We start from the raw sequence: 22,846 nt of genomic DNA, 5'->3' as shown, positions 1-22,846 counted from the left end.
TTGTCTCGAAACCTACGATGAATCTCGGTGGGGGACAGGAAAGGGGTCCGGTGCAGGGGCGCACGGGCCGTCCTGCGAGGTCGCCGGGCTGTTTCCTGTGTTTCCCCGGGAAAACGGAGAGGTTACCGATGACCTCTGTTCATACGAATCTACAAGACGATCGCCCTGGCCAGCCAACTCCTTCATGGTTTCGGTGACTGACCACGCCGGAGTACGGGGCGGTGTACTTGCTCCACTCCGCGTTAACAGGACATGAACGAGCCGGGCCCGCCGCACACGGATTGGCTCAATCTGAACGACCCAGACGAAGAAGAGAGCCGGTCATGGACTTCCTTCGCCCCGCCAGCTGGGAGGAGGCGCTCGCCGCGAAGGCCGAGCACCCCACCGCTGTGCCGATTGCGGGTGGCACCGATGTGATGGTCGAGATCAACTTCGACCACCGCCGGCCCGAGTACCTCCTCGACCTCAACCGCATCGGCGACCTCTACGAGTGGGAGGTCGGCGAGGACACCGTACGGCTCGGTGCTTCCGTCCCGTACACCAGGATCATGGAAGATCTCCGTGCCGAGCTGCCGGGCCTCGCGCTCGCCTCGCACACGGTCGCCTCCCCGCAGATCCGCAACCGCGGCGGCGTCGGCGGCAACCTCGGCACGGCCTCGCCCGCCGGTGACGCCCACCCGGCCCTGCTCGCGTCCGGCGCGGAGGTCGAGGTGGCGTCGGCGGCCCGCGGCACCCGGCTCATCCCGATCGACGAGTTCTACACCGGCGTCAAGCGCAACGCGCTCCAGCCCGACGAGCTGATCCGCGCCGTGCACGTGAAGAAGGCGGACGGACCGCAGCAGTACTCGAAGGTCGGCACCCGCAACGCCATGGTCATCGCCGTCTGCGCGTTCGGGCTCGCCCTGCACCCCGAGACCCGCACGGTCCGCACCGGCATCGGCTCCGCCGCCCCGACCCCCGTGCGGGCCAAGGCCGCCGAGGACTTCCTGAACGCAGCCCTGGAAGAGGGCGGCTTCTGGGACAACGGAAAGATCATCACCCCGTCGGTCGCCAAGCAGTTCGCGGACCTGTGCTCCGCCGCCTGCAACCCGATCGACGACGTCCGGGGCACCGCGAGCTACCGCCGCCACGCGGTCGGCGTGATGGCCCGCCGGACGCTCACCTGGACCTGGGAGTCGTACCGCGGCGCCCGCCGCGCATCTGAGGGAGCTGCGTAATGCGCGTCAACTTCACCGTGAACGGACGTCCGCAGGAGGCCGACGACGTCTGGGAGGGCGAGTCCCTGCTGTACGTCCTGCGCGAGCGCCTCGGCCTGCCCGGCTCCAAGAACGCCTGCGAGCAGGGCGAGTGCGGCTCCTGCACCGTGCGCCTGGACGGCGTCCCGGTCTGTTCCTGCCTGGTCGCGGCCGGCCAGGTCGAGGGCCGCGAGGTCGTGACCGTGGAGGGCCTCGCGGACTACGCCAAGCAGCGCTCCGAGAGCGGCTGCGCGACCGGCGCCTGCGGAACGTCCCTCCAGGACGCCCAGCACTGGCAGGCCAAGGGCACCGACTCCCAGACCGGCGAGGGCACCGGCTCATCCCCGCGCGCGGCGCTCTCTCCCATCCAGCAGGCGTTCATCGACGCCGGCGCCGTCCAGTGCGGCTTCTGCACCCCGGGTCTGCTCGTCGCCGCCGACGAGATGCTGGAGAACAACCCGAACCCGAGCGACGCGGACATCCGCGAGGCCCTGTCGGGCAACCTGTGCCGCTGCACGGGCTACGAGAAGATCATGGACGCGGTGCGCCTCGCCGCGGCCCGCCAGTCCGAGGGGGTCTGAGCATGCCGACCAACGGCGCTCCCACGAAGATCACGCAGGGTTCGCAGACCAAGGGCGGCATCGGCGAGTCCACGCTCCGCCCGGACGGCACCCTCAAGGTCACCGGTGAGTTCGCGTACTCGTCCGACATGTGGCACGAGGACATGCTGTGGGGCCAGATCCTGCGCTCCACCGTCGCGCACGCCGAGATCGTCTCGATCGACACGGGCGAAGCCCTCGCGACGCCGGGCGTCTACGCCGTCATGACGTACGACGACCTGCCCACCGAGGTGAAGAACTACGGCCTGGAGATCCAGGACACCCCGGTCCTCGCGCACGGCAAGGTACGCCACCACGGCGAGCCCGTCGCGATCGTCGCCGCCGACCACCCGGAGACGGCCCGCCGCGCCGCCGCCAAGATCAAGGTGGAGTACAAGGAGCTGCCCGTCATCACCGACGAGGCCTCCGCGACCGCGCCCGACGCGATCCTCGTCCACGAGGGCCGCGACGACCACCACATCGGCCACGTCCCGCACCCGAACATCGTCCACCGCCAGCCGATCGTCCGCGGCAACGTGGAGGAGGCGCGCAAGCGGGCCGACGTGATCGTCGAGGGCGAGTACACCTTCGGCATGCAGGACCAGGCCTTCCTCGGCCCCGAGTCCGGCCTCGCCGTGCCCGAGGAGGACGGCGGCGTCCACCTCTACATCGCCACCCAGTGGCTCCACTCCGACCTGCGCCAGATCGCGCCCGTCCTCGGCCTGCCCGAGGAGAAGGTGCGCATGACGCTGGCCGGCGTCGGCGGCGCCTTCGGCGGTCGCGAGGACCTGTCGATGCAGATCCACGCCTGCCTGCTGGCGCTGCGCACCGGCAAGCCGGTGAAGATCGTCTACAACCGGTTCGAGTCCTTCTTCGGACACGTCCACCGGCACCCGGCCAAGCTCTACTACGAGCACGGCGCCACCAAGGACGGCAAGCTCACGCACCTGAAGTGCAGGATCGTCCTGGACGGCGGCGCCTACGCCTCCGCCTCCCCGGCGGTCGTCGGCAACGCCTCCTCGCTCTCCGTCGGTCCGTACGTCGTCGACGACGTCGACATCGAGGCCATCGCCCTCTACACCAACAACCCGCCCTGCGGCGCCATGCGCGGCTTCGGCGCGGTCCAGGCGTGCTTCGCCTACGAGGCGCAGATGGACAAGCTGGCGAAGGCACTCGGCATGGACCCGGTGGAGTTCCGCCGGCTGAACGCCATGGAGCAGGGGACCATCATGCCGACCGGGCAGCCGGTCGACTCCCCGGCCCCGGTCGCCGAACTCCTGCGCCGCATCAAGGCGATGCCACTGCCGCCCGAGCGCCAGTGGGAGTCCAGCGAGGGCGCCGACGTACGGCAGCTGCCCGGCGGCCTGTCCAACACCACGCACGGCGAAGGCGTCGTACGCGGGATCGGCTACGCGGTCGGCATCAAGAACGTCGGCTTCTCCGAGGGCTTCGACGACTACTCCACCGCCAAGGTACGCATGGAGGTCATAGGCGGCGAGCCGGTCGCCACCGTGCACACCGCGATGGCGGAGGTCGGCCAGGGCGGTGTCACCGTCCACGCGCAGATCGCCCGCACCGAGCTCGGCGTCACCCAGGTGACCATCCACCCGGCCGACACCCAGGTGGGCAGCGCCGGTTCGACCTCGGCCTCCCGGCAGACGTACGTCACCGGCGGCGCCGTCAAGAACGCCTGCGAACTCGTCCGGGAGCGGGTCCTGGAGCTGGGCCGGCGCAAGTTCGGCACCTACCACCCGGCCTGGGCCACGGCCGAACTCCTGCTGGAGGGCGGCAAGGTGGTGACCGACGGCGGCGAGGTCCTCGGCGACCTGGTCGACGTCCTCGGCGACGAGGCCGTCGAGATCGAGGCGGAGTGGCGGCACCGGCCGACCGAGGCCTTCGACCTGGTCACCGGCCAGGGCAACGGCCACGTCCAGTACTCCTTCGCCGCGCACCGCGCCGTCGTCGAGGTCGACACCGAACTCGGCCTGGTCAAGGTGATCGAGCTGGCCTGCGCCCAGGACGTCGGCAAGGCGCTGAACCCGCTCTCCGTCATCGGCCAGATCCAGGGCGGCACCACCCAGGGCCTGGGCGTGGCGGTGATGGAGGAGATCATCGTCGACCCGAAGACCGCCAAGGTCAGGAACCCCTCCTTCACGGACTACCTGATCCCCACGATTCTCGACACGCCGACCATCCCGGTCGACGTGCTCGAACTCGCCGACGAGCACGCCCCGTACGGGCTGCGCGGCATCGGCGAGGCCCCGACCCTGTCGTCCACCCCGGCCGTCCTCGCGGCGATCCGGAACGCGACGGGACTGGAGCTCAACCGCACTCCGGTACGGCCCGAGCACCTCACGGGAACCGCGTAACACCCCAGCTCTCCGGGCGGCGTGAGGGAACGTCACACACTCCGCCGCGCCGCCCGGAGGAACCCCCTTTGAGTTCCGCACCGCTCGCGGTCCTTGAAGTACCAGGAAATTCGTTCGTCTCGGGCCGTCCCCCGGGTCGTCCATTCCCAAATCCCGTGGCCGGTTAGGGCGGTTGCACGGGTGCCCCTGTGAACCTTGGGAGATGGCACCATGACCCAGCAGTCAGTGGAGCCGAGGACCGCAAGCGACGACGCCGGCGATGGCAGCCGCGTCCCCGCAGGTCGGTCCTGGCTCGACCGGTACTTCCACATATCCCTCAGAGGATCCACGGTCGCGCGTGAGGTGCGCGGCGGCATCACCACCTTCATGGCGATGGCCTACATCCTCCTGCTCAACCCGCTCATCCTGTCCGGCAAGGACGTGCACCACGACACGCTCGGGCAGAAGGCGCTCATCACCGCGACGGCGCTCGCGGCGGCCTTCACCACGCTCGTGATGGGCTTCATCGGCAAGGTCCCCCTCGCGCTCGCCGCCGGCCTCTCCGTCTCCGGCGTGCTGTCCTCGCAGGTCGCCCCGCAGATGACCTGGCCGCAGGCCATGGGCATGTGCGTGATGTACGGCGTGGTCATCATGCTGCTGGTCGTCACCGGCCTACGCGAGATGATCATGAACGCGATCCCGCTCGCGCTCAAGCACGGCATCACCATGGGCATCGGCCTGTTCATCGCGTTCATCGGTCTCTACAAGTCCGGCTTCGTGCACAAGGGTGAGGCGACCCCGGTCAGCCTCGGCCCCGCGGGCCAGCTCACCGGCTGGCCGGTGCTGCTCTTCGCCGGCACCCTGCTGCTGATCTTCATGCTCCAGGCCCGGAACGTCCCCGGCGCCATCCTGATCGGCATCGTCTCCGGCACCGTCGTCGCCGCCGTCCTCAACGGCGCCGGCGTCATCGACCCCGACCAGTGGGCCAGCGGCGCCCCCGAACTGCACGGCAGCGCGGTCTCGATGCCCGACTTCTCGCTCTTCGGACACGTCGAGTTCGGCGGCTGGGGCAAGGTCGGCGCGATGACCGTCGGCATGATTGTCTTCACACTCGTGCTCGCCGGGTTCTTCGACGCCATGGCCACCATCATCGGCGTCGGCACCGAGGCCGAGCTGGCCGACGACAAGGGCCGGATGCCCGGCCTGTCCAAGGCGCTGTTCATCGACGGCGCCGGCGGCGCGATCGGCGGCCTCGCGGGCGGCTCCGGCCAGACCGTCTTCATCGAGTCCGCCACCGGCGTCGGCGAAGGCGCCCGCACCGGTCTCGCCTCGGTCGTCACGGGTCTGCTGTTCGCGGCCGGCCTGTTCTTCACCCCGCTGACCGCGGTCGTCCCGCCGGAGGTCGCCTCCGCGGCCCTCGTCGTCATCGGCGCCATGATGATGATGAACGCCCGGCACGTGGACTGGGCCGACCGGGCCACCGCGATCCCCGTCTTCCTGACCGTCGTCCTGATGCCGTTCACGTACACCATCACCACCGGTGTCGCCGCGGGCGTCATCTCCTACGTGGCCATCAAGGTGGCCCAGGGCAAGGCCCGTGAGATCGGCGCATTCATGTGGGGTCTGACGGTCATCTTTTTGATCTACTTCGCACTCCATCCCATCGAGGCCTGGCTCGGCGTGAAGTAGCCGGACCGGTCAACGCCTCTTGCACGTAACCCCGTTAGGAGACCGAGAGATGCTGGACATCGCCGAGGAGCTGAACCGGTGGGTCGAGCAGGGCCGTGACTTCGCCGTCGCCACCGTGGTGGCCGTCGGCGGCAGCGCTCCGCGCCAGCCCGGCGCCGCCCTCGCGGTGGACGCCGACGGCACGGCCATCGGCTCGGTCTCCGGCGGGTGCGTGGAGGGGGCCGTGTACGAGCTGTGCCGGCAGGCGCTGGAGGACGGGGAGACCGTCCTCGAACGCTTCGGGTACAGCGACGAGGACGCGTTCGCCGTCGGCCTGACCTGTGGCGGCATCATCGACATCCTGGTCACCCCGGTCCGGGCGGACGGTCCCGCCCGGCCGGTGCTCGCAACCGCGCTGGCCGCCGCCGCCCATGGACAGGCGGCGGCGGTCGCGCGGATCGTCTCGGGCCCCGCCGAACTCATGGGCCGCGCCCTCCTGGTCCGCCCCGACGGCTCCCCCGAGGACTCCTACGACGGAGGCTTCGGCGCCCACCCCGAGCTGGACCGCACCGTCGCCGCCGAGGCCGCCGCCTTCCTGGATGCCGGCCGCACGGGCACCCTGGAGCTCGGCGAGCAGGGCTCGCGCTGCGGCGCGCCCCTCACCGTGCTGGTCGAGTCCTCCGTCCCCGCCCCCCGCATGATCGTCTTCGGCGCGATCGACTTCGCCTCGGCGCTGGTCCGCGTCGGCAAGTTCCTGAACTACCACGTCACGGTGTGCGACGCCCGGCCCGTCTTCGCCACCAAGACCCGCTTCCCCGAGGCCGACGAGATCGTCGTCGAGTGGCCCCACAAGTACCTGGAACGCACCGAGGTCGACGGCCGCACCGTCCTGTGCGTCCTCACCCACGACGCCAAGTTCGACGTACCCCTGCTCCGGCTCGCCCTGCGCCTCCCGGTCTCCTACGTGGGTGCGATGGGCTCCCGGCGCACCCATCTCGACCGCAACCAGCGCCTGCGCGAGGTCGGCGTCACCGAGCTGGAGCTGGCCCGGCTGCGCTCCCCGATCGGCCTGGACCTCGGCGCCCGTACGCCGGAGGAGACGGCCCTGTCGATCGCCGCGGAGATCGTCGCGGCCCGGCGGGGCGGCAGCGGGGCGTCGCTGACCGGCGCGCACACCCCGATCCACCACGAGACGGCGGCTCAGCCGGTGGGGCGGATCGGGTCGGTGGCCTGAGAAAAACGGCTTGCCCGGCGGTGGCGGCCCTGTGCTTGCATGAGCCCATGGTGTCCATCGACCGGCTGCTCGCCTTCGCGGCCCTGTCCTCCCTGCTGATCGTGATCCCCGGCCCCAGCGTGCTCTTCGTGGTGGGGCGGGCGCTGGCCCACGGGCGGCGCGCCGCGCTGACCACCGTCGTCGGCAACACGATCGGCGCCTACACGCTCGTCGCGGCCGTGGCCCTCGGCATCGGCTCGGTCGTGGAGCGCTCGGTCCTGGCCTTCACCGCGCTGAAGCTCGCGGGCGCCGCATATCTGATGTACCTGGGCGTCAAGGCCTGGCGGCAGCGCGGCTCGCTGCGCGAGGCGTTCACCGGCTCCGGGGCGGTACAGCACGGCAGTCTGCGCACCCTGTGGGAGGGGTTCGCGGTCGGTGTGGCCAACCCCAAGACCATGGTGTTCTTCGCCGCCGTACTGCCCCAGTTCGTGGACCGCGAGCAGGGGCACGTCCCGGCGCAGATGCTCCTGCTAGGCCTGGTCTTCAACGCCATCGCGCTGGCCTCCGACAGCCTCTGGGGACTGGTCGCCTCGGCCGCCCGCGACTGGTTCGCCCGCTCCCCGCGGCGGCTGTCCGCGGTCGGCGGGGCCGGCGGGCTGACGATGATCGGCCTGGGCGTGACGGTCGCGGTGACGGGCCGCAAGGACTGAGCGGCCCCTCGGCCCCCGCGCCCCGCGGCTCCCCGGCACGCGGCCCTCCCGTACGAGGTCCTCAGCAGGCGCTCACGCCGTCCTCAGCAGCCGGTTCGCGGCCCGTCCGAACACCGTGCGGCCCACCCGTGCCACCAGGCCGTCGCACCAGCCCGGCAGGAAGCGGAACCGCAGCTCCTCGCGCCACACCACCCGGCTACGGCCCCCGGGCCCCGGCCGGACCTCGATCTCCGCCCAGCCCCGCACCAGCCGTCCGCGCTTCTCCAGTCGGCACAGCCCCGGCTCGTCGTCGGCGGGCGGGCGCCAGACCGTCACCTCCATCACGTCGTCGAAGGCCAGCGGCCCCAGGCCCGAACGGGCCACGAAGCGCGTGCCCTCGCGGGTCGGCGCGGACGTGATTACGATGATTCTGGTCAGCGGGACCACATAGGCGTGGCGGGGCCACTCGGTGAGCCGGTTCCACGCCTCGTCGAGCGGAAGCGGGGCCGTGCGTTCGAAGGAAAAGGTCGGCACGGCACGATCGTAGGCAATTCCCGCCGGTCACCTGCGCGTTCACACCCGCCGCAACTCCGTTGGCGTAGACGGGTGTCCACGAGGGGTCGTACTCAGGAACAGTCGGTGCACGGTGCGGCGGGACGCTGCCCGGCCTTCTACCCTGCCTCTCGTGGGCCGGACAACCAGCCCACCGCAAGGGGGAGTTGATCACCATGCCGCTGAAGACGTACGGAGTCCTGATCGCCCGCGCCGTCGACACCCGACGCGAGGGCGCCAAGGACACGCCGCACTACCAGATCCACCTCACCGACGACCAGGGCACGCACTACCGCGCCGCGGTCAACGTGCTGTCCCAGGAGCGGCCTTCCGAGCTGCTCTACCTCGTCGCCGACGACTTCCGGCACCCGGTCACCGCCCGCCTGGAGAGCCTGTCCGGCGGCTGGAACGCGCTGCCGCCCGGCCCCGGCGGACCCAACCTGGACTTCGTGCGCGGCAACCTCTTCGACCCGGCCCAGATGCGCACGCTCCCCCCGGACGCCGCGGGACCCGACAACGACCTCGCCGACCTCCTCGACCACTATGTGCAGCGCGCCGTCGACGACCCGGACGCCCGCCTGTACCTTTTCGGCGCCCGCTTCGGCCCCGAACCGAACGTCAAGGACAAGGTGTTCGGGTTCCTGCCCGGCAACGGCGTGCACGACATCCACATGAACCAGGGCAACAGCGGGCGCTTCACCGGCGACGACGGCGTCTGGCAGGACGGCGGGCTGCTGCTGCACTTCCCCGGCCAGTCCCGCTGGGTCGGCATCTTCCTCGCCTTCCAGGGCCAGTCCTGGCACACGGACGACACCACCGGCCACACCCTGCACGACACCGACGGCAGCCGCCCCGAACCCGGCGCGCAGCCGATGCGGATCGTGGCAGCGCTGGTCAACCCGCAGGGCCCCGCCCCCGAGGCGGAGACCGTCACCCTCCTCAACGCCTCCCCGGACTCCGTCGATCTGACCGGCTGGCGTCTGGCGAGCCGTATCGGCGAGGGCTCCCCGGTCCCGGCCACGGCACCCCTCGCGGCGGGCGCCTTCCTCACCGTCCCTCTCACCGACGGCACCCAACTCGGCAACCACGGTGGCGAGATCACCCTCCTCGACGCGTCCGGCCTCAAGGTCCACGGCGTCTCGTACACGGCCGAGCAGGCGGCACGGGAGGGCTGGACGGTCGTCTTCTGATCCACGTCCGAGGCGCGACCCGGGAGGTCAGGGCCGGTACACCTTGCCCGGCTCCGCCTTCCCGGGCGCCAGCAGCTGAGGCACCGTCACGAAGACGTACCCGCGCTTCTTCAGCCCGTCGATGATGCCGGGTACGGCGGGCACGGTGCCCTTGTAGATGTCGTGCAGCAGGATGATCCCGTCGCGGGACGCCTGCGCGAGGACCCGCTTGGTGATCAGCGCCGAGTCTTCGGTCGTGTAGTCCTTCGCGGTCACGCTCCACAGCACCTCGGCCAGGCCCAGTTCCTTGGCTATCTTGTGGACGTTCGAGTCCGTACGGCCCTGCGGCGGGCGCATCAGCGTGGGCTTGCGCCCGGTGAGCCGCTCGATCGCGTCGTCCGGCCGTTGCAGCTCCTCGCGTATCTGGTCGTCCGAGATCCGGGTGAGGATCTTGTGGTCCCAGGTGTGGCTGGCGACCTCGTGGCCCTCGGCGGCCATCCGCTTGACCAGCTCCGGGTACTTCTCGATGTGCCGCTTGCCGAGCAGGAAGAAGGTCGCCGGTACCTTCTTCTCCTTCAGGATGTCGAGCAGCCGCGCCGAGTTCTCGCTGGGCCCCGCGTCGAAGGTCAGCGCGATGCACTTGGCCTCGCGGCAGTCCACGGTCCCGAACCGGGCCGGCGCCCCGTGCGCCGCCTCGGTACGCGCGGTGCTCGGCGAGGTCGTGTCGACCTCCGCACAGCCGGACAGCGTCAGTGCGAGGCAGACCGTGGCCGAGGCGAGCGCGGCCGGACGCAACCTTCGGCGCCGTTCGCGCATCTTCCTGGGCGCCTGAGGAGTTTGCTCGATCTGCTCGGTCTGCTTGATCCAAAGAGGCATGCCGGGACTATACACAGAGTGTATAGATGGCAGATGCAGTTCCCCCGAGAGCGCCGCCGCCGTAGCACCATGGAATGAGGGGCCCCGCGGAGGAGGACGACCATGCGCTTCCGGGACCGCGCCGAAGCCGGCCGGGAACTCGCCGGACTGCTGAGGGAACTGCATGACAGGGGAGACCTGGCCGACCCGGTCGTGCTCGCCCTGCCCCGGGGCGGGATCGCCGTGGCCGAGCCGATCGCCAGGGCTCTGAACGCCCCGCTCGACGTGCTCGTCGTACGCAAGATCGGCGCCCCGCACCACCAGGAGTTCGCCGTCGGCGCGCTCGCCGACGACGATCCGCCGTTCCTCGACCCCGACACCCTCGACATGCTCGGACTGACCGAGGCCTCCCTCGCCCCGGCCGTGGAGCGGGAACGGCGTGAGCTGCATCGGCGCGAGGAGGTCTACCGGGGTGCGAGCCCGCCGCCCGACCTCGCCAGCCGCACGGTGATCGTCGTCGACGACGGGCTGGCCACCGGCGCCACCGCCCGTGTCGCCCTGCGCCACGTCCGGCGCCGCGACCCCGCCCGGGTCGTCCTGGCCGTCCCGGTCGGCGCCCCGGACTCCGTCGACCGGCTCGCCGCCGAGGCCGACCTGGTGGTCTGCCCGCACCGGCCGAGAGGCTTCGCCGCTGTCGGCCAGTGGTACGACGACTTCGGGCAGCTGACCGACGCCGACGTACTCCACCTGCTGCACGCGCCGCACGGGCACTGAGCGCACACGGACACCGGGCCCGCACGAGCGGTGAGCCCGCGCGGACACCACGCCGTACGAAACCGGGCGCGTCCGGTACGGGAACGGTCAGCAGGCGCGGGCGGCCGGTCGCCACCGCGGAACTCCGTGCACGCCAGTGGTACGAGAGGAGTACGGGGAGTAGCCTCGGGTGCCATGACGCGCACGGGGGAGCGGGCCGTCACGACGCGGTTACGCACGCCGCCCTGGATCGCCCGCATCGAAGAACCGGACGGGCGGGTCCTCGGCGCCGGGGTCCTGCTCGCCCCCGACCGGGTGCTCACCGCGGCCCATGTCGTCAGCCCCGGCCGGCCCTACGTCGTCCACTTCGTCGGCGTCCCCGGCGTCCCCGGAGTGGCCGCCACCGCCGCCGCGCACGAACATGTGCCGCAGCGGGTGGACGAGTTCGGCGACCACATCGGCGACGTCGCCCTGCTGCGCCTGGCCGAACCGATGTCCGCCCGGCACACCACCCGGCTCAGCCGGCTGGCCACCCCCTACGGGCCCGTGAGCATGTACGGCTTCCCGTCCGGCAGCGACGGGGGCCGCTGGCACGGTGCCACCCTGGTCGCCCCCCGCGGCCGGGACAGCCAGGTGCAGCTGCGGGCGCCGACCCACGGCGAACTGGCCGCCCCCGGCTTCAGCGGCGGGGCGGTGGTCGACCACGGCACCGACAAGGTCATCGGCATCGTCCTCAGCGTGGACGAGGGACCGGAGTCGGTGTTCAGCTACATGAGCCCCACCGAGACCATCCTCAGCCATCTGCGGCAGGTCGCCGACTGGACCGACGGCGCCGAAGCCGTCTCCGCGAGCCTGCGCACCGCCGCGACCGGCACCACCGGTGAACTCGACGTGCCGTTCGCCACCGAACTCGCCTCCTGGTTCCGCGGCGAGGGCTGGCCGGTGCTCGTCACCGTCGTCCCCGCCCGCGGCAGCCGCGCCTGGACCCTGAAACGCGCGATCACGCTGGCCGACCGCGAGTTACGGACCCAGGAGAACACCAGCGCCTTCGGCCACGACCCGCCCGAGACCGTCCCCCCGGCCGGCGGTCACGATCTCGCCCTGGACGTCAAAGATCTGACAGCCCATCACTTACTCGACCGGATCGCCGAACGGCTCGGCATCCGCGACGACCCGCGTCCCGAACGGCTCGGCGCCCTGCGGGGATCGCTCGCCGCCGTCCTCGTCGGCGTCGACCAGGCCGCCGACCCCGACGCCCTGCTCGGCCTGCTGGACCGGTTCGCCCGGCAGGGCGCTCGCCTGCTGCTCGTCTTCCGGCGCCCGGGTGAGCATGCCGACCAGGCCGCCGCGGCCCTCGTGGACCGTCCGCTGCGCGACCGCTGGGACCGGATCGACACCGAACTCGGCCACATCATCGACGAGTTGGGCCCCGCGCTCGACGCACGCCGGGACCGCGTGCTGCCCGCCCCCGGTACCGCGCAGCTGCTGGAACACGCCGCGGCAGGCGTCCGGCGCACCCGGATGCTGCGCGCCTGGACCGCCCACAGCTCCGAACAGGACCGCGAACCCCGCCGCGCCGACCTGCTGTTCACCTTCGAGGAAGCCGCCGAACGCCGCCGTCGGCGCCTGGAACAGGCGATCGCCGCCCTCGACGCCCGGCTGCACCGGCGCGACGAACTCCTCGGCCGCGTCAGGGCCGCATGGCCGCTGTACAAAGAACGCGCCGCCGGGCGGGACGACGACCTCATGGAGGCGTACGAGTACTACGAATTCGCCCTGTCCCTGCTGGGCCAGGCCCCCTGCGACGTCGACGAGGCCGAGGCGGCGGCCGGGCGGTTCATCGCCTACTGCTCCGGCACCGCACCCGGCGAGGAGGACGCCCCATGACCTCGTGCGTCCGGCCCGGCTGCGCGGGCCACATCATGGGCACCGGCTACTGCGACACCTGCGGGCGCCGCCAGCCCGACCCGCACACCGAGTCGCCCCCGCCGCCCGCCACCGCCACCGAGGAGTCTCCCGGCCCGCCGCCCGTCCACGTCGTCGCGGGCGTCGGCGAACTCGACCAGCACGGACTGGTCGTACTGCCCGACGTCCCCGTCCCCGCCCCCGTGGACGTGGTGGTCGAGGACCCCCAGCCGCCCGAGAACGGCCGCCGCTGCGGCGCCGACGGCTGCGACGAGACCGTCGGCAAGGGCTACGGCGGCCAGCCCGACCGCGCCACCGGCCGCTGCCGCCGCTGCGGCACCCCCTACTCCTTCCTGCCCCAGCTGAAGCAGGGCGTCGTCGTCGAGGACCACTACCGGGTCCTGGGCTGCCTCGCACACGGCGGCCTCGGCTGGATCTACCTCGCCGAGGACACCCATGCCGACGGCCACCACGTCGTCCTCAAGGGCCTCATCAACGCCAACGACGCGCTCGCCCGCCGCAACGCCGTCGAGGAACGCCGCTCCCTCACCGACCTGCACCACCCCGACATCGTCCGCATCATCACCTCCGTCGAACACCAGGCCCCCGGCCGGCCGCCCACGGGCTACCTGGTCATGGACTACATCGGCGGCCGGACCCTGCAGAAGCTCTTCGGCGCCGACGACGTCGAACGGATCTTCCACGGCCGCCCCCGCCTCGACCACGTCCTCAGCTACGGCTGCAAGATCCTCGGCGCTCTCGAGTACATGCACGAACGCGGGCTGCTCTACTGCGACATGTCGCCGGCCAACGTCATCCACTTCGGCCGGGCCGTCAAGGTCATCGACCTCGGCGCGGTCCGCACGATCGGCGACCGCACCTCCACCTATGTGTACACGAGCGCCTACGCCCCGCCGAAGGAGGAGATCGAGAGCCGCGGCTGGCATGTCGACAGCGACCTGTACACCGTCGGCATGACCCTCTCGGCCCTGGCCCACGGCACCGAGCCCGCCCGCGGCCTCGCCTCCGACTCCTTCCACCGGCTCATCGCCCGCGCCACCCACGCCGAACCCCGCGCCCGGTTCCGGTCCGCCGCCGAGATGTCCCGCCAACTCTGGGAAGTGCTACGGGAGTTCCGTTCCCTCCAGTGCGGCGAGCAGCTGCCCGAGGCCTCCACCCGGTTCCGTGCCACCGAGGCCAGCCTCGACGCCGGACTCGGCGCGATCCCCGCCCTCGCCCACTGGACCGCCCGCCCGGCCGGCCGGCCCGCCGTGCTGGACGTCTCCCCACCCGCCGCCGCCGAGGTCGCCGGCGCCCTCCCCGAACCCCGGCCCGACCCGGGCGACGGCGCCGCCCTGCTGCTCGGCACCTTCCCGCCCGACGCGCCCGACCGGGTCGCCCTGCAATGGCGGCGCGAGTCCCGACTCGGCACCCCCGAGACCGCGCTGTGGCTGTGCCGCACCTATCTCCGCCACGGCGAGCAGGACGAGGCCGAGCGCTGGCTCGCCGAGGCCGAGACCCAGCTCGGGGAGCGGGCCGCCGCCCACGACTGGCGGATCGCCTGGCACCGCGGCGTCCTGCACCTGAGCAAGGACGAGGTGCGGCAGGAGGAGGCCGGCGGCTGCTTCGACGCCGTCTACCGGGCGCTGCCCGGCGAGTACGTGCCCAAGCTGGCCCTCGGGTACTGCGCCGAACGCGACAGCAGGAAGCAGACGTCCGCGTCCATGCTCTTCTACGAGGCCGTGTGGAACCGGAGCTTCGCCCACACCGCCGCCGCGTTCGGGCTGGCCCGCGGCCACCTCGCCGGTCACGACCGGGATGCCGCCGTACGCGTCCTGGACGACGTCCCCGCCACCTCCCGGCACTATGACGCCGCCCGGATCGCGGCCGTCCGCATCCGCGCCGGCCACCTGGACGGCCGCCCGCCCTCGGTGGCCGACCTGCGGGACGCGGCCCGGCGGCTGACCGAACTCCACCTGGACGACGGCGAGTCACAGGCCCGGCTGGTCGCCGAGATTCGCGAGAACGCCCTGCACAGCCGCCCGGAAACGGGCTGGGGAGCGGAGTTGCCGCGCGGGGACCTGCTCGGCGACGGGACCGAGAACAGGCTGCGCACCCTGCTGGAGCACTCCTTCCGGCAGCTGGCGGCGCAGGCCCGCACCGCGGGCGACCACGGCCGGCTGCTCGACCTGGCGCACGCCGTCCGCCCCATGAGCAAGATCTGACCCAGCGAGCCGAGGGAAGCAGAACCGATGACGAGCCGTGCGAGGGAGCCGCAGTGACGGACCGACCGATCGAGGTGACCCTCGTGGTCGGCCAGCAGAAGGAGCTGCCCGCCCTGCCGACCGCGGCCGGACAGCCCCGCGACCGCGAGATGCACGCCATCCTGGAGATCGGCGTCAGAGGCGGGGAGACCGGCGTCAGCGGCGGCGGCGCGGAGACCGCCGCCGCACCCGCGAGCGGAGCCGGATCCGCCCTCGCCGAGGTGCTGATCGTCGACACCTCCCGCTCGATGCTCCACCCCGCGGCGAAACTGCACGCCGCCAAGGACGCCACCGTCGCGGCCGTCCGGCTGCTGCCCGAGGGCACCGCCTTCGCCGTGCTCTCCGGGCGGTTCGACGCCACCGTCGTCCACCCCGGACCCGGCGGCGCGGAGATGGCCGTCGCCGGACCCGCCGAACGCGCCGCCGCCGAGCGGGCCGTACGGATCCTGGACGCGGACGGCGGCACCGCCATCGGTACCTGGCTGGACCTGGCCCGGCGGCTGCTGAGCGAGCAGTCCGCCCCCGTCAAACACGTCCTGCTGCTCACCGACGGGCGCAACGAGCACGACCACCGGGCCGACATGACCCTGGACCGCGCCCTCGACGCGTGCCAGGACCGGTTCGTCTGCGACGCCTGGGGCATCGGCGACGACTGGGACGCCGAACTGCTCAAACGCATCGCCCGGCGGCTGCACGGCCGGGCCGGCGCGGTCCGCGAGGAAGCCGAACTGACTGCGGCCTACGAGGAGTTGGTGCACGGAATGGTCGGCACCACCATCCCCGAACTGCGCATCCGGCTCACCCCCACACCCGGCACGGTGATCCGCCGGATGAAGCAGGTGGTGCCGATGGAGCACGACCTTCTCGCCACCACCGCGGCCGACGGCGGGCGCGGCACGGAGTACGTCACCCGCGCCTGGAGCGACGAGGTCCGGCAGTACCAGGTGATCCTCGCCGCCGACCCGCCCGGTCGCGCGATCGGCGAGGACCTCCAGCTCGCCGCCGTGGAGGTCGTCGTACCCGACTTCCAGCGGCCGGTACGGCTGCCCGCCCCGAAGCCCGTCCTGGTGCGCTGGACCGCCAATCCGCTCGACGCCTCCCGGCAGCATCCCGGGGTCCGCAGGCACGAGCAGTACCAGCAGGCGAGCGCCGCCGTGGCGCGGGCGTACCGGGCCTGGCTGCGCACGGAGGGAGCGGCGGCCGACCGGGAGCTGGCGCGGGCGCTGACGCTCGCCGCCGACCTCGGCGACGCCCACCTGCTGGGCGCGCTGCGCCGGATCGAGGGCGGGCCGGGCACCGGCCGGATCCGGGCCGACCTCCAGGACGTCGACTGGCAGCACCTGATCCTGTCCAGCGCCATGACCACCCCGCACCAGCCGGCCGCTGCCCGGCCCGCCCCGGCCGCACCGGCCGGCGCCCGCGCCGGTGACCCCGCCCCGGCCGCGGCGGGCGACCTCATCGAGTGCCCGGACTGCGGGTGGCTCGGCCCGGCCGACTCCGTGTACTGCGAGGGCGGCTGCGGGCGGCTGCTGAGGGAGCCGTCCTCATGAGCGTCCGGACGCACGTCGAGACGGGCGCCCCTCCGGCCGACCGCCGCGCACGGGCCGCGTGGCCGCGGCTCCTCGGCCGCCTGCCGGGCGTACGGCGGCGCCCGCCCGAGGAGGGCAGCACCACCGCGCACGACCTCGCCGTACGGCACCGGCTGCTGCTCGCCCTGTCCGTCCTGCTGACCCTGTCACTGCTCCTCTCCTACGACGGCGTGCACGGCGACGCACGCCCGCTGCGCACCTCCAGCGCGCCGGCCGTACTCGCCCTCGACACCGCACGGTTCGCGCTCGCCGAGGCCGGGAGGGAAGCCAGGGCGACGACGTCGACCAGAGAGTTCCGCAAGCAGATCGCGGTCGCGCACGAGAGCCTCGCCGCCGCGGCGGCGGACGGCGCCGGCGGAGCGGCCGGACGGCAGGCCGTGCAGACGATCACCGGGCTGATCACCGTCTACACCGGCATGGTCCAGCAGGCCCAACTGCACGCCGACGACCGCGTGTTGCGGGAGGCGTACCTCAGTTACGCGAGCAGCGTCCTCGGGGCATCCGACTCCGGGGTCCAGGCCCGGCTGACGGACCTGCGGTCCAAGCAGCGGGCCGCGGTGCGACGCCAGACCTCGTTCGGCCCGCTGCTGTGGCTCGGCTGGAGCGCGACCGCGCTGCTGGCCCTCGCCCTCGTTGCGGCCCTGGCGGAGACCCAGCTCTTCCTGCGCCGCCGCTTCCGGCGCAGGTACAACATCCCCATCCTGTCCGCCGGGCTCCTGCTGACGGTCGGATGCACGATCCTGGTGGCGTTCACGGTCTGGACCCACCGGGGGATGGCGCACACGCGCAGCGCGCTCGACCAACCGCTGACCGGGCAGCAGGACATTCGCGCAGCGGGGCGCCATACCGCCTCGTACCTGGCGGACACCGGCTTCCACGCGGCGGCCACGGTGTGGATCGTGATAGGAGGACTCCTGCTCATGGCGCTGGCCCGGACGGGACTCTGGAAGCACATCAACGACTACCGGTTCAGGCCCCGGTGAGCGCCCCGCGCAGCGGCCCTGAGCCGGCCGCCCCGACCTTTTGGCGCCGCCACGCGCGCACCCTCACCGTGATGGGGATCTGCCTGGCCGTGCTGGCGACGGCCGTCGCGCTCGGCGTACGCGCCCTCCGGCAGGAGCCGACCGTCACCCTGCTGGCCAACTGGGAGGGAACCGAGGAGGGGAACTTCAAGGAGGCGGTCATCGAACCCTTCGAGCGCAAGTACCACATCCACGTCGACTACCAGGGCAGCTCCGCCGAGAGCGAGGTCCTCGGCGCCGACGTGGAGGCGGGCACCCCGCCCGACATCGTGGTGCTGACCGGCCCCGGCGAACTGGCCGCCTACGCCGGGCAGAAGGACCAGAAGGTTCTGCAGCCTCTCGAACGCCTCGTCCCGCGCGACGAGTTCAGCGCGTCCTGGGCGACGCCGCTGAACGGGCACCTGTACTGGTTCCCGCTCAAGGCCGACCTGAAGAGCATCGTCTGGTACCCGGGGGACATGAGCGAACAGCAGCGCCGAACGGACGCGAAGCAGCCCGGCAAGTGGTGCCTCGGCATGGGATCCGGCGCCACCAGCGGCTGGCCCGGCACCGACTGGATCGAGGACATCGTCCTCCAGCAGAACGGCCCGGACTTCTATGAGCGGTGGGCGCGCGGGGAGCAGAACATCTGGCAGTCGACGCCGATGAAGGTGGCCTGGAAGACCTGGGGGAAGATGGTCGACGCCGGCGGAGAGAACGTCCTGCCGATCCTGAAGAGCGAATACAAGAGTCCGTTCCCACCCGGGTGCACGCTGGAGCACCAGGCGTCGTACGTCCGTCACCAGCCGCGCTGGCAGCAGGTCGACGGCCGGTACGAGCACTCGTTCCGGCTGATCGACGGCACCACCGTCGACAACGCCTGGGAGGTCTCGGGCGACCTGGTCGCCCTGATCAACGCCACCCCGCAGGCCAAGAAGCTGATCAGCTACCTCGCCTCCGCCGACGCCCAACGGGCCTGGAACGCCGGGGAGACCGGCTTCTCCGTCGCGACCTCGGCCCAGCGCAAGCGCACCGGCACCGAAAAGACCGCGCCCGAGTCCCCCTGGCACCGCTCCCTGTCCGACACCCTCCTCGACAAAGACGCCGTCCACTGCTTCGACGCCTCCGACGCCATGCCACCCACGGTCCGCGACGCCTTCGCCGAGGCGGTCCTCGACTTCCTCGCCCACCCCGACCACCTGAACGGCCTGCTGAAGAACCTGGACTCCCTGAGCCGGGCCAAGGACCTGACCTGGCTCCAGTCGGTGTGCGACGGCAAGCCGGCCTCGGGGTGACGGGCCGGAGGAAGGGCTCCTCCCTGCGCAACCGGAGGCGGCGTCGTGGGCGGGGCGCACCGCCGACGGCGCGACGGTCGAGGTCAATGCCGAACAGGATCCGGACATATGGCGTGCCGCGCGAATGGGACAACTTCGCGGCCGTGCGCCGGCGGCTCGACCCCGACGGGCGGTTCGCGAACGATTATGTCCATCGCGTGCTGGGAGAGGTATGACCACGCCGCTCCTGCACAGGCGCCATCCCGCGCTCGAGCGAGCGCTGCCCTTCCTCCGGCTCGGGGACGGTCCGACGCCGGTGCGAGAGCTCACCGGGACCACCCGGAACGACCTGTGGTGCAAGGACGAGAGCGGATACGGCTCCGGCGGCTGGGGCGGCAACAAGGTACGCAAGTTGGAATGGCTCCTGCCCGAGGTGCGGCGGCGCGGGGCGCGCACCGTTCTGACCGTCGGCGCGACCGGGACGAACTGGGGTCTGGCGGCAACGCTGTACGCGCGTGAACTCGGCATCGACACCGTCCTCGCGCTTATCGACCAGCCCGAGGACGAGCATGTGTGCGAGCAGCAGCGCAGGTTGCGGCTGTCCGGCGCGACCATGCACTTCACCCGCAGCAAACTGTTGACGATCGCCGCCGCACCGTGGCTGTTCCTGCGCCACGCGCGCGGAGTGCGGCTTCCGTACTACCTGCCCGCCGGCGGCTCCGCGCCGATCGGCGTGCTCGGCTACGTCGAGGCGGGACTGGAACTCGGGGAACAGGTGACGGCGGGCGAACTGCCGGAGCCGCGGCACATCGTGACCGCCGTGGGCTCGGGCGGGACCGCCGCGGGTCTGGCACTGGGCTGCGCGCTGGCCGGGTTGGGATCGCAGGTGTTCGGGGTGGTGGTCAACGACACGTTGCCGCTCGCCGCGAGCGATCTGACCCGGCTCGCCGACCGGGGCGCGACGGTCCTGCGCAAGCGCGGAGCGGTATTCGACATTCCGCCGTTGCGTCTCGCGTCGACCCGTGACTACCTGGGTGCCGGTTACGGCCACCCGACGCCCGAAGCCGCCGCCGCTGCGGGTATGGCCGAGGCCGCCGGATTGCAGCTGGATCCCGTGTACACCGCGAAGGCGTTCGCCGCCGCGCTGACAACCGACCTGGACGGTCCGGTGCTGTTCCTGAACACCTACGGCCCGAGGAAGTCGCCTACAGCCAGTCCCGCTTCTTGAAGATCACGTACAGGCTCGTACACACCACAGCCATCAGCAGGATCGCGAACGGATAGCCCAAACCCCAGTGCAGTTCGGGCATGTTGTGGAAGTTCATGCCGTAGATCGTGCCGACCAGGGTCGGGGCGAACAGGATGGCCGCCCAGGACGAGATCTTCTTGACCTCCTCGTTCTGTTCGAAGCCTGCCTCCGCCAGCGCGCGCATCTCCGCGTTCTGCTGCTGGGTGACCAGGGTGGCGTTGACGGTGAGGATCTCGGTGAGGGCCTGGCGGAAGCCGTCGACGCGTTCGCTGATGTGGGTGACGTGGTCGGCGACGTCGCGGAGGTAGCGCTGGAGTTCCTCGTCGGTCTCGTACTTGGCGAAGCCGGCCATCAGGCCGTGCAGCATGCCCACGAGCGGGCGGGTGGCGCGCTGGAACTCGACCATTTCGCGGGAGAGTTCGTAGATCCGGCGGGAGACCTCGGGATCGCCGCGGAACACCTCCGTCTCGATCTCGTCGATGTCGTTCTGGACTCCGGTGACGACGGGTGCGTAGCCGTCGACGACCGCGTCGAGGATGGCGTACAGGACCGCTTCCGGGCCGAGTCTGAGCAGTTCGGTGGAGTCCTCCATGCGCCGGCGGACCGCGGTCAGGTCGGGGGCCGCGCCGTGCCGGACCGTGATGACGAAGTCGGGGCCGACGAACACGTGCAGTTCGCCGAACTCGACCTCCTCCGGCGCGTCGAGGTAGCGGGCGGCGCGCAGCACGACGAACAGCGTGTCGCCGTAGCGCTCCAGCTTGGGCCGCTGGTGCGCCTCCATCGCGTCCTCGACAGCGAGCGGATGCAGATCGAACTCGGCGGCCAGGGAGAGGAGTTCGTCCGCGGTGGGGCGGGCGAGGCCGATCCACGCCATGCCCGCGGGATGTTCGCGCAGCTCGCGGTAGGTCTCGGCGAGCGTGGCGGGGGTGGCGACACGGACGCCGTCGCGGTAGAGCGCGGCCTGGACGACGCTCACCGGCTCGGCCGGCTGCGCCGGACGGGGCTCGGTGGCGGGGTTCTCGTCGGCGGGCGGCTGCGGCGGGGCGGGGGCACGGCGCCAGACGGACTTCCGGCCGCCGTTCCTGCCGTTCGACCGGCCGCCGTTCTTGTTCTCGGACCGGCCGCCGTTACTGCCGTTGAGTCGCTCGGCCATCGGCTGCCTCTCCGTCGGGCCTGCGTACGAGCCTGCGTACGGCGTGATCACGCAGCGGGTACGAGCAGGATAACGGCGGCCCGCGCGCCAGGGCGTTCTCAAGCCGTGCGGCGTTCGGTGAGAGTTGCGGACAGAAGGTGTCCGCAAGCCGGATTAGCGTGCGGGCATGACGAAGAGCAGCGCAGCCAAGGCGCCCCTCCTGGACACCCGCGCCCTCAACCGCGCCACCCTGGAGCGCCAGCTCCTGCTGCGCCGCTCCCCGCTGACCGCCCTGGACGCCGTACGCCATCTGCTCGGCCTCCAGGCGCAGAACGTCAAGCCGCCGTACCACGCCCTCGCCGCCCGCCTCGACGGCTTCACCCCCGAGGACCTGTCCGCGCCCATGGCCGCCCGCGAGGCCGTCCGGATCGTCACCCTGCGCTCCACCATCCACACCCACACCGCCGACGACTGCCTCGCCCTGCGCCCGTTCGTGCAGCCCGCCCGGGAGCGCGAACTGGCCGCCTTCCGCAAGGGGCTGACCGGTGTCGACCTCGGGCGGCTCGCCGCGGTCGCCCGGGAGCTGGTCGAGGCCCAGCCGCGGACCCCGGCCCAGCTGCGCGCGGCGCTCGCCGCCGAGTGGCCGGACGCCGACCCGCAGGCGCTCGGCACCGCCGCCCGCTGCACGCTGCCCCTGGTCCAGGTCACCCCGCGCGGCCTGTGGGGCCAGAGCGGCCAGGTCGCCCTCACCACCGCCGAGCAGTGGCTGGGCCGGCCCGCCGATCAGGCCCCGGCGCCGGACGCCGTGGTCCTGCGCTACCTCGCCGCCTTCGGCCCGGCCTCCGTCAAGGACATGCAGACCTGGGCCGGACTCACCCGGCTCAAGGACGCCTTCGAGCGCCTGCGCCCCCAGTTGCTCACCTTCCGCGACCCCCAGGGCGTCGAACTCTTCGACCTGCCCGACGCCCCGCGCCCCCACCCGGACACCCCGGCCCCGCCCCGCTTCCTGCCCGAGTACGACAACCTCCTCCTCTCCCACGCCGACCGCACTCGCGTCGTACCGCCCGCCTACTGGGGCCGCAACTGGCAGGTCAACCAGGCCTATCGCACCTTCCTGGTCGACGGTTTCCTCGCCGGCCTGTGGAAGCCGGACGGCGCCACCCTCGTCATCGAGCCCTTCGACAAGCTCACCCGGGGCCGGCGCGATGAGGTCACCGCGGAAGCGGCGCGGATGCTGTCCGTGCTGCACCCGGGGGAGGCGTGGGACATCCGCTTCGGCACGGTCGCCGAGAGATGAGTCGCCGAGAGGTGAGTCGCTGAGAGGTGAACCCGGCCCCTCCCGCACGCTCTA

At 72.0% G+C, this 22,846-nt stretch carries 18 protein-coding genes; 15 read left to right on the top strand and 3 right to left on the bottom strand.

The window, feature by feature from the left end; all coding sequences use genetic code 11:
* Positions 1–323 precede the first annotated feature (323 nt).
* The 6 genes from ACWD35_RS00655 to ACWD35_RS00630 all read left to right on the top strand — a co-directional run bounded on the left by ACWD35_RS00655 (position 324) and on the right by ACWD35_RS00630 (position 7,773).
* Positions 324–1,217 carry an FAD binding domain-containing protein gene (locus ACWD35_RS00655; RefSeq protein WP_451348925.1) on the top strand — a complete coding sequence of 298 codons (894 nt, stop codon included), beginning with the start codon at positions 324–326 and terminating at the stop codon, positions 1,215–1,217.
* A complete protein-coding gene (locus tag ACWD35_RS00650; RefSeq protein WP_451348924.1) occupies positions 1,217–1,816 on the top strand; it encodes a (2Fe-2S)-binding protein in 600 nt (199 codons plus the stop codon). Before ACWD35_RS00655 ends, ACWD35_RS00650 begins: the two co-directional genes overlap by 1 nt.
* 2 nt (positions 1,817–1,818) lie before the next feature.
* On the top strand, positions 1,819–4,203 hold the full coding sequence (locus tag ACWD35_RS00645; RefSeq protein ID WP_451348923.1) for a xanthine dehydrogenase family protein molybdopterin-binding subunit: 2,385 nt from the start codon (positions 1,819–1,821) through the stop codon (positions 4,201–4,203).
* Between the two features lie 210 nt (positions 4,204–4,413).
* Positions 4,414–5,871, top strand: a complete 1,458-nt coding sequence (locus tag ACWD35_RS00640) for an NCS2 family permease (RefSeq protein WP_451348922.1) — start codon at positions 4,414–4,416, stop codon at positions 5,869–5,871.
* Positions 5,872–5,920: 49 nt separating this feature from the next.
* Positions 5,921–7,084: an XdhC family protein gene (locus tag ACWD35_RS00635; RefSeq protein WP_451348921.1), complete on the top strand. Its 1,164-nt coding sequence runs from the start codon at positions 5,921–5,923 to the stop codon at positions 7,082–7,084.
* Positions 7,085–7,131: 47 nt separating this feature from the next.
* A complete protein-coding gene (locus tag ACWD35_RS00630) occupies positions 7,132–7,773 on the top strand; it encodes a LysE family translocator (RefSeq protein ID WP_451348920.1) in 642 nt (213 codons plus the stop codon).
* Positions 7,774–7,845: 72 nt separating this feature from the next.
* Here the strand turns inward: ACWD35_RS00630 and ACWD35_RS00625 are convergent, their stop codons facing one another.
* Complete coding sequence (locus ACWD35_RS00625; RefSeq protein WP_451348919.1) at positions 7,846–8,286, bottom strand: SRPBCC family protein; 441 nt, start codon at positions 8,284–8,286, stop codon at positions 7,846–7,848.
* Between the two features lie 194 nt (positions 8,287–8,480).
* On the opposite strand from ACWD35_RS00625, the gene ACWD35_RS00620 reads away from it, so the two are divergent.
* Positions 8,481–9,494, top strand: a complete 1,014-nt coding sequence (locus ACWD35_RS00620; RefSeq protein ID WP_451348918.1) for a DUF2278 family protein — start codon at positions 8,481–8,483, stop codon at positions 9,492–9,494.
* Positions 9,495–9,521: 27 nt separating this feature from the next.
* On the opposite strand, the gene ACWD35_RS00615 is transcribed toward ACWD35_RS00620, so the two are convergent.
* Positions 9,522–10,289 carry a polysaccharide deacetylase family protein gene (locus ACWD35_RS00615; RefSeq protein ID WP_451349307.1) on the bottom strand — a complete coding sequence of 256 codons (768 nt, stop codon included), beginning with the start codon at positions 10,287–10,289 and terminating at the stop codon, positions 9,522–9,524.
* Positions 10,290–10,451: 162 nt separating this feature from the next.
* Here ACWD35_RS00615 and ACWD35_RS00610 point away from each other — a divergent pair, with 162 nt between their 5' ends.
* From ACWD35_RS00610 to ACWD35_RS00580, 7 genes are all read left to right on the top strand, one after another.
* Positions 10,452–11,102 carry a phosphoribosyltransferase gene (locus ACWD35_RS00610; RefSeq protein ID WP_451348917.1) on the top strand — a complete coding sequence of 217 codons (651 nt, stop codon included), beginning with the start codon at positions 10,452–10,454 and terminating at the stop codon, positions 11,100–11,102.
* Positions 11,103–11,276: 174 nt separating this feature from the next.
* Positions 11,277–12,968 (top strand): S1 family peptidase, encoded by a 1,692-nt coding sequence (locus ACWD35_RS00605; protein WP_451348916.1) that lies wholly within the window; start codon positions 11,277–11,279, stop codon positions 12,966–12,968.
* The gene (locus ACWD35_RS00600; RefSeq protein ID WP_451348915.1) at positions 12,965–15,211 is read left to right on the top strand and encodes a tetratricopeptide repeat protein; all 2,247 of its coding nucleotides are present in this window, start codon (positions 12,965–12,967) and stop codon (positions 15,209–15,211) included. The genes ACWD35_RS00605 and ACWD35_RS00600 overlap by 4 nt, the downstream gene beginning before the upstream one ends.
* A 53-nt stretch (positions 15,212–15,264) precedes the next feature.
* Entirely contained in the window at positions 15,265–16,800 is a 1,536-nt protein-coding gene (locus tag ACWD35_RS00595) for a VWA domain-containing protein (RefSeq protein WP_451348914.1), read from the top strand.
* Positions 16,797–17,822, top strand: a complete 1,026-nt coding sequence (locus ACWD35_RS00590; protein ID WP_451348913.1) for a hypothetical protein — start codon at positions 16,797–16,799, stop codon at positions 17,820–17,822. The genes ACWD35_RS00595 and ACWD35_RS00590 overlap by 4 nt, the downstream gene beginning before the upstream one ends.
* 71 nt (positions 17,823–17,893) lie before the next feature.
* Positions 17,894–19,135 carry an extracellular solute-binding protein gene (locus tag ACWD35_RS00585; protein ID WP_451348912.1) on the top strand — a complete coding sequence of 414 codons (1,242 nt, stop codon included), beginning with the start codon at positions 17,894–17,896 and terminating at the stop codon, positions 19,133–19,135.
* A gap of 211 nt (positions 19,136–19,346) precedes the next feature.
* Positions 19,347–20,342: a 1-aminocyclopropane-1-carboxylate deaminase/D-cysteine desulfhydrase gene (locus ACWD35_RS00580; RefSeq protein ID WP_451348911.1), complete on the top strand. Its 996-nt coding sequence runs from the start codon at positions 19,347–19,349 to the stop codon at positions 20,340–20,342.
* Here the strand turns inward: ACWD35_RS00580 and ACWD35_RS00575 are convergent.
* The gene (locus ACWD35_RS00575; RefSeq protein WP_451348910.1) at positions 20,320–21,516 is read right to left on the bottom strand and encodes a magnesium and cobalt transport protein CorA; all 1,197 of its coding nucleotides are present in this window, start codon (positions 21,514–21,516) and stop codon (positions 20,320–20,322) included. The genes ACWD35_RS00580 and ACWD35_RS00575 overlap by 23 nt on opposite strands.
* A 166-nt stretch (positions 21,517–21,682) precedes the next feature.
* Between ACWD35_RS00575 and ACWD35_RS00570 the strand changes: the two genes are divergently transcribed.
* Complete coding sequence (locus tag ACWD35_RS00570) at positions 21,683–22,792, top strand: winged helix DNA-binding domain-containing protein (RefSeq protein WP_451348909.1); 1,110 nt, start codon at positions 21,683–21,685, stop codon at positions 22,790–22,792.
* Positions 22,793–22,846: the final 54 nt, after the last annotated feature.

This window comes from Streptomyces sp. NPDC002671 (assembly GCF_053592475.1).
Note: the sequence above shows the minus strand (reverse complement) of the source record. Positions and strands in the feature narration are given on the sequence as shown.

What these genes read in the sequence shown, in the direction of transcription:
- ACWD35_RS00590 (WP_451348913.1), top strand. Translation starts at nt 16,797, where the DNA reads ATGAGCGTCCGGACGCACGTCGAGACGGGCGCCCCTCCGGCCGACCGC.
- ACWD35_RS00575 (WP_451348910.1), bottom strand. Translation starts at nt 21,516, where the DNA reads ATGGCCGAGCGACTCAACGGCAGTAACGGCGGCCGGTCCGAGAACAAG.
- ACWD35_RS00615 (WP_451349307.1), bottom strand. Translation starts at nt 10,289, where the DNA reads ATGCGCGAACGGCGCCGAAGGTTGCGTCCGGCCGCGCTCGCCTCGGCC.
- ACWD35_RS00620 (WP_451348918.1), top strand. Translation starts at nt 8,481, where the DNA reads ATGCCGCTGAAGACGTACGGAGTCCTGATCGCCCGCGCCGTCGACACC.
- ACWD35_RS00650 (WP_451348924.1), top strand. Translation starts at nt 1,217, where the DNA reads ATGCGCGTCAACTTCACCGTGAACGGACGTCCGCAGGAGGCCGACGAC.
- ACWD35_RS00610 (WP_451348917.1), top strand. Translation starts at nt 10,452, where the DNA reads ATGCGCTTCCGGGACCGCGCCGAAGCCGGCCGGGAACTCGCCGGACTG.
- ACWD35_RS00645 (WP_451348923.1), top strand. Translation starts at nt 1,819, where the DNA reads ATGCCGACCAACGGCGCTCCCACGAAGATCACGCAGGGTTCGCAGACC.
- ACWD35_RS00605 (WP_451348916.1), top strand. Translation starts at nt 11,277, where the DNA reads ATGACGCGCACGGGGGAGCGGGCCGTCACGACGCGGTTACGCACGCCG.
- ACWD35_RS00585 (WP_451348912.1), top strand. Translation starts at nt 17,894, where the DNA reads ATGGGGATCTGCCTGGCCGTGCTGGCGACGGCCGTCGCGCTCGGCGTA.
- ACWD35_RS00570 (WP_451348909.1), top strand. Translation starts at nt 21,683, where the DNA reads ATGACGAAGAGCAGCGCAGCCAAGGCGCCCCTCCTGGACACCCGCGCC.
- ACWD35_RS00630 (WP_451348920.1), top strand. Translation starts at nt 7,132, where the DNA reads ATGGTGTCCATCGACCGGCTGCTCGCCTTCGCGGCCCTGTCCTCCCTG.
- ACWD35_RS00600 (WP_451348915.1), top strand. Translation starts at nt 12,965, where the DNA reads ATGACCTCGTGCGTCCGGCCCGGCTGCGCGGGCCACATCATGGGCACC.
- ACWD35_RS00635 (WP_451348921.1), top strand. Translation starts at nt 5,921, where the DNA reads ATGCTGGACATCGCCGAGGAGCTGAACCGGTGGGTCGAGCAGGGCCGT.
- ACWD35_RS00640 (WP_451348922.1), top strand. Translation starts at nt 4,414, where the DNA reads ATGACCCAGCAGTCAGTGGAGCCGAGGACCGCAAGCGACGACGCCGGC.
- ACWD35_RS00580 (WP_451348911.1), top strand. Translation starts at nt 19,347, where the DNA reads ATGACCACGCCGCTCCTGCACAGGCGCCATCCCGCGCTCGAGCGAGCG.
- ACWD35_RS00655 (WP_451348925.1), top strand. Translation starts at nt 324, where the DNA reads ATGGACTTCCTTCGCCCCGCCAGCTGGGAGGAGGCGCTCGCCGCGAAG.